Annotated in this window: 7 protein-coding genes; 5 read left to right on the top strand and 2 right to left on the bottom strand. The window is 41.5% G+C overall.

The genetic code is table 11. The features are described 5' to 3' along the window. Positions 1-100: 100 nt before the first annotated feature. From T344_RS0125665 to hypB, 4 genes are all read left to right on the top strand, one after another. Complete coding sequence (locus T344_RS0125665; protein WP_004628557.1) at positions 101-478, top strand: 4Fe-4S binding protein; 378 nt, start codon at positions 101-103, stop codon at positions 476-478. 211 nt (positions 479-689) lie between these two features. After that, entirely contained in the window at positions 690-1,031 is a 342-nt protein-coding gene (hypA, locus tag T344_RS0125660; protein ID WP_027631078.1) for a hydrogenase maturation nickel metallochaperone HypA, read from the top strand. A 96-nt stretch (positions 1,032-1,127) separates the two neighbouring features. Continuing rightward, positions 1,128-1,796, top strand: coding sequence for a trimeric intracellular cation channel family protein (locus T344_RS0125655; RefSeq protein WP_027631077.1), 669 nt, complete (start codon positions 1,128-1,130; stop codon positions 1,794-1,796). Positions 1,797-1,817: 21 nt separating this feature from the next. Next, positions 1,818-2,462: a hydrogenase nickel incorporation protein HypB gene (hypB, locus tag T344_RS0125650; protein WP_027631076.1), complete on the top strand. Its 645-nt coding sequence runs from the start codon at positions 1,818-1,820 to the stop codon at positions 2,460-2,462. 124 nt (positions 2,463-2,586) lie between these two features. Here hypB and map read toward each other — a convergent pair whose 3' ends face one another. Next, positions 2,587-3,411, bottom strand: coding sequence for a type I methionyl aminopeptidase (gene map, locus T344_RS0125645; RefSeq protein WP_034863198.1), 825 nt, complete (start codon positions 3,409-3,411; stop codon positions 2,587-2,589). A 31-nt stretch (positions 3,412-3,442) separates the two neighbouring features. After that, entirely contained in the window at positions 3,443-4,570 is a 1,128-nt protein-coding gene (locus tag T344_RS0125640) for a SpoIIE family protein phosphatase (RefSeq protein ID WP_051572280.1), read from the bottom strand. Positions 4,571-4,827: 257 nt separating this feature from the next. Between T344_RS0125640 and yyaC the strand changes: the two genes are divergently transcribed. Next, the gene (gene yyaC / locus T344_RS0125635; RefSeq protein WP_027631073.1) at positions 4,828-5,472 is read left to right on the top strand and encodes a spore protease YyaC; all 645 of its coding nucleotides are present in this window, start codon (positions 4,828-4,830) and stop codon (positions 5,470-5,472) included. The last annotated feature ends 347 nt before the right edge of the window (positions 5,473-5,819 follow it).

Raw genomic sequence — 5,819 nt, 5'->3', positions numbered from 1 at the left:
GCGCACATGGCCAATTAACCTCCTTTATTCGCCACATTGCGATAAAGGATATAAGTTTTCATTACATTTTGTGGCCGCTATGCGGCTCATGGAGGTTAATATGTTGAAAATGGTTGAAAATGTATTTAAAAACCTGGTGTCAAAACCTGCAACCAGAATGTATCCTTTTGAAAAAAGAGAGCCTTTTAAGGATTCCAGAGGACAGATCGAAGGTTGTGAAATAGATAAGTGTATTTTTTGCGGCATATGCCAGAGAAAGTGTCCTGCAAATGCCATTGTGGTTAACAAGGCTGAGAAGTCCTGGGAGATCAATCAGTTCAAATGTGTTATCTGTAATGCATGTGTGGAAGCCTGCCCAAAGAAGTGTATAGTGGCAAGCGCAGCCCACAAGACAGCAGTGTCAACCAAGGAAAATCTAAAGGTTGTGCAGGCTGAGAAGCCTGTTCAGGCAGAAGACGCCAGCAAAGTTACAGCGTAACTTTTATACGGCGGAGCACCTTGTAACGTTATGCTGCTCCGCTGTTGGAAAACAGATAATTAACAATTATAATACGCCGGCTGTCGAGCCGGCGTATTTGCATTTGTGTTGTCAGCCTGCATGTGCCGGTGCTTATGAATTTTTGGCAGGAATGATATAATAAATGCAGCCGAAAAGCCGGTTAAAGCTGGAAAGATGGTGGTGATAATTCATGCATGAATATGCGGTTACGCAGTCAATGCTAAATATAGCGCTGGAGGAAGCAAAACGCGCCGGAGCCTCAAAGATTCTGGAAATCCGTCTAGTTATAGGTGATTTGTCCACAATCATAGATGATTCGGTGCAGATGTATTTTGATATCATGAGCGAGGGTACTCCGGCGCAGGGGGCCAGGCTAGTATTTAACAGGGTCAAGGCAGAATTTAAGTGCAGGGAGTGCGGAGAAATTTTTGTCAAGCCTCCCAAGGGATTTGACTGCCCCAAATGCGGTGGTCTGGGAATGCCCACGGATAGAGGAAAAGAATTTTATATAGAGAGTCTCGAAATTGATTAAAAAGGATTTGATTTTCACTATTCCCAGCAAATATCATATTATGGAATATGATATTTAACTGGGAGTGTGTTGTTATAAATGCCCGGGGGAAGCATAATGCTGGTCTTAAGCATAGTAGATATTATCGGAACCGTTGCTTTTGCGGTTTCGGGAGTACTTGTGGGCATCCGGAACAAGCTTGACTTGTTTGGGGTTTATGTTTTGGCAATGATAACAGCTTCCGGAGGCGGGATAATAAGAGATGTTGTTATTGGCAGGAACATACCGGTGTTTTTTACCGAGTGGAAGTACTTTGCCGCCATTACTGCATCCATGGCGGTGACCTGTGTGCTTTATAAATTTGTAAACAGGATAATATCTGTTATAATTTTATTTGATGCCATTGGTTTGGGTGTTTTTACCGTAACGGCCACTTACAGGGCAATAGAATATGGATTGCCCTTGCTGGGAGTCGTTTTCGCAGGCGTTATAACAGGAGTGGGGGGCGGAATATTAAGGGATATCCTGGTCAATGAAATCCCGCTGATCTTCAGAAGCGAGATATATGCCATTCCGTCCATTATCGGATCGGTGCTGTTTTATCTGTTTTATGATAATGTTAATATAAATGTGAATACTTACATATGTATAGCAGTTGTTCTTTCCATAAGGATGATATCTGTTAAATTCGGTTTGAACCTGCCTATACTCAGTAAAAGTGAACATCCTGGAAATGACGGCGAAAGTAACAGAAGGAACTTCAGGTTCAAGAACAATAATTTATAAATATAAAAGATGGAGGTACTTATGGAAGTTAAAGTTATGAAAAACATAATGCATGCCAACGATAAGCTTGCAGAAGAAAATAGAGACTATTTTCAGAAAAAGAGAATTAAGGCTGTCAACATAATGGCTTCTCCGGGTTCGGGGAAAACCAGCACCATATTAAGGCTGATGGAAGCGTTTGGCGATAAGGTGAATGTTGCGGTGGTCGAGGGGGATATAGCCTCCAGCATCGATGCCGAAAAGATAGACAAGCTGGGTAAGCCCGTTATACAGATTAATACGGGGGGCGGCTGCCACCTGGATGCGAATATGATTAAAGCTTCTGTTGAGAGCTTGAATCCGGACGACGGTACGATTTTGTTTATTGAAAATGTGGGAAACCTGGTTTGCCCATCCTCCTTTGATCTTGGGGAAGGCATAAAAATGGTAATCGCCAGTGTTCCGGAAGGCCATGACAAGCCTTATAAATACACCTCGATGTTTGAACTGGCAGATATAATTGTCCTGAATAAAACTGACCTGATGCCATATATAGATTTTGACAGGGACAGTTTCTACAAGGGTGTCAGAGCTTTGAACGAGAAGGCGGAAATCTTCGAAATATCCTGCAGAACGGGAGAAGGAGTGGATCAGCTGGCTCAGTGGTTTTTAGATGCCTCAAAATGACAGGAGCAGGCTTTAGTAAATGGAATGCAAAAAAAGTACATGCCTGAAATTTGTACGGTTCATCGCAAGTGATGAACTGCAATTTCAGGCGTGTACTTTTATTTGAGCTTTATTTGAGCGTCCGTTATCCGGCAAGTATCTCGTAGCCGGTTTCAGTCACTGCAATGGTGTATTCCCATTGAGCCGACAAGGAACCATCTCTGGTGGTGATAGTCCAATTGTCGCGTGCCATTTTAACACTATAGCCGCCTTCGTTTATCATGGGTTCAACTGTAAATACCATACCGGGAAGCATCAAAACTCCCTTGCCTGATTTTTCAAAGTGGTCTACGTGGGGTTCCTCATGAAATTTAAGTCCGACACCATGGCCGCCAAGATCCCGTACAACCGTATATCCATTCTGGTTTGCATATGGTTCAATGGCCCTGCCTATGTCATTTATTGATCCGTAAGGTTTTACCTGCCTGGTACCCAGCTCCAGGCACTCTTTGGTCACTTTCACAAGTCTTTTGGCCTGAGGGGATACTTCTCCAACCAGATACATCCTGCTGGCGTCTGAAAAGAACCCGTTCAGAATTGTAGAAACATCTATATTAATAATATCCCCCGGCTTTAAAACGGTTTTGTCATTGGGGATTCCGTGACATACCACATCATTAATCGAAGTGCATACACTCTTTGGAAAACCGTTGTAATTCAAGGTGGCAGGAACAGCTCCATGATCAGCGGTATAATCATAGACCAGCTTATCAATTTGTGCAGTTGTCATTCCCGGGTGGATTTCCCTATCCAGCAGGTCAAGGATCTCAGTGGTTATTTTACCGCTTATTCTGATTCCCTCAAGCTGCTCCTGAGTTTTAATCAGAGACGGATGAGGAATAATATATCCCTGGAGCCTGTATTTTTCAATGTTTGATAAAATATCATCACTTAGCACGTAAACCTCCATAATAGTGCATTTTGCACCACATATCCAAAATTTATTTTATTTCAATCAATGCAACAGTAATATCGTCAATTATCTCATTAGTATCCTTTTTCCCTGCAAATGCTATGGCTTTGTCAACAAGTCCTGATAAGGCAATAGAGGGCTCCACACCGGATTCAAGCAGGTGCTGGACTATGCGCTCTTCTCCGAATTGCGCATTTTCAGTATTCTTTAATTCTATTATACCGTCTGTATAAAAAAACATTCTGTCCCTGGGATATATATTAACTACAACCTCCACATACTCAGGATTTTCAACCCAGTTGCTTATGGGGATTCCCGGCGCTCTCAATATTTGTGTGCTATTTTTGGAAAAGATAACGGGGCAAACATTCAACCCTGCGTTTGAGTATGTAAAAGTGTAGTTGGATATATCTATAATCCCATAAAAGATTGCTATGTATAACTCATCGGCAAAGCCGTTCCTATTGAAATATTCAAATAGCTGGTTAAGAGTCCTGGCAGGTGACAGCAGCTTTTTATCAAGGGCTGTTCTCAGGAACATTGTCAGCATTGAGGCAGCCACTCCGTGCCCTGACACGTCGGCAATATAAACACCGATATGGGTGTCATCTATCTGGTAAATATCAAGGAAGTCTCCGCCAAGGGTCTCACACGGTCTGTATATAAAACTGAAATCAATTTTATCTGTGTTGAGCTGGCTATTTGGAAGGAGGCTGCATTGAAGCCTTCTGGCCATTGACAGATCGGCTCTGAGCTTGGCATTCTGTTTTTCCAGTTCCCTGCTCAGGTTTTTTAGTTCGGTAATGTCGTGAAGGACTTCTATAACAGCTTCTACTTCTCCGGTTTCCTGATTTCTCAAAGGAGAACTGGTCACCGAGAAAATACGTCCGCCTATGATTTCTTCCTTACTGGCCGACCAGTCGGTAGGGTTATTTCTTGAAATACAATTCGGACAAGGTGATGTACGTCCCAGAGTCTGGTAACATTTCCGACCTATTATATCTCTATTGCCTAAGGCCTGACGCATTGATCTGTTAACGAAGAGCACGGTGCTGTCCAGGGCGATAACGCGGACCCAGTCCTGCATTCCGTCAATTATATCTTCAATAAAGTTACAAGCTGTAGTACCAAGTTTCTTTTTCAATCTGTATGGCAATAGAATCAACCTTTCTCATAATACTTAGAAAAATATCATAGATACTGACTAAGACTACATATATTTTAACATAGTTTATTCTAAAAAGGCTGAAATGATTATAAAAATATTAATCGGCTCAATTTCTGTCAATACTAAGGAATGACTAAATAATAAGCCCGATTCCTGGACGAGGAAATTTTCTTCATTCCAGGGGTAGTCATTATTTAATCATCCCTGAGGATAACTAAAAACGAATATGAAATGGAGAAGAGACAATGAGTCTGGGGACGAAAGCTACAAATCCGATATATGTTGATTCAACAGCAGCAAATGCCTTCGCAGTATTTTCGGAAGCAATGTACCAGTATATGAAAGCATGCAGAACCGGTGATAATCAAATAGTGTTTGTGTGTATAGGAACCGACAGATCAACAGGAGACAGCCTGGGACCCATTATAGGGCATAAATTGAAAAGCCTCAGAAGCGACAGGGTTTATGTATATGGAAATCTGGATACCCCGGTTCATGCCAAAAACATTGATGAGATCACAAAGGAGATCAATCAGAAGTTTAATAATCCTTTTATTATCGCAATAGATGCATGCCTCGGGAAGGTTGACCATATAGGCCATATCATAATAGGGAAGGGGCCCATAAAGCCGGGCTCTGCCGTAAACAAGGACCTCAAGCCCATTGGTGATATGCATATAACCGGGATAGTCAATTTCAGCGGTTTTATGGATTTTCTTATACTCCAGAATACCAGACTGGGTACAGTCATGAAAATGGCCGATCTCATATCGGGCGGAATAAAGTACGTGCTGTGGAGAATTTCCCGGGACGAAATGCTGGGTAAAACAATTACACCTCCGGCAGCCCATGACAATGAGGACATAGCTGTGAACGAAATAAATTCATAAAACATGTTAAATAAAACAATACAATCAATTAAATAAAGGTACGCGAGCACAATAAAATTAATGGATAGCCCGGTTAAAGGCGTTTGAGGTGAATTGCAGTCAACAAAATAAATTCATAAAACATGTTAAATAAAACAATACAATTAATTAAATAAAGGTACGCGAGCACAATAAAATCGATGGATGACTCGGTTAAAGGCGTTTGAGGTGAATTGCAGTGAACAAAAATAAATCCATAAAACATGTTAAATAAAACAATACAATCAATTAAATAAAGGTATGCGAGCACAATAAAATCAATGGATGACTCGGTTAAAGGCGTTTGAGGTGAATTGCAGTGAACAAAA

Source organism: Ruminiclostridium cellobioparum DSM 1351 = ATCC 15832 (assembly GCF_000621505.1).
Classification (GTDB): domain Bacteria; phylum Bacillota; class Clostridia; order Acetivibrionales; family DSM-1351; genus Ruminiclostridium; species Ruminiclostridium cellobioparum.
This window is presented reverse-complemented; position numbering and strand designations above follow the sequence as displayed.

What these genes read in the sequence shown, in the direction of transcription:
- T344_RS0125665 (WP_004628557.1), top strand. Translation starts at nt 101, where the DNA reads ATGTTGAAAATGGTTGAAAATGTATTTAAAAACCTGGTGTCAAAACCT.
- hypA (WP_027631078.1), top strand. Translation starts at nt 690, where the DNA reads ATGCATGAATATGCGGTTACGCAGTCAATGCTAAATATAGCGCTGGAG.
- T344_RS0125655 (WP_027631077.1), top strand. Translation starts at nt 1,128, where the DNA reads ATGCTGGTCTTAAGCATAGTAGATATTATCGGAACCGTTGCTTTTGCG.
- hypB (WP_027631076.1), top strand. Translation starts at nt 1,818, where the DNA reads ATGGAAGTTAAAGTTATGAAAAACATAATGCATGCCAACGATAAGCTT.
- map (WP_034863198.1), bottom strand. Translation starts at nt 3,411, where the DNA reads ATGGAGGTTTACGTGCTAAGTGATGATATTTTATCAAACATTGAAAAA.
- yyaC (WP_027631073.1), top strand. Translation starts at nt 4,828, where the DNA reads ATGAGTCTGGGGACGAAAGCTACAAATCCGATATATGTTGATTCAACA.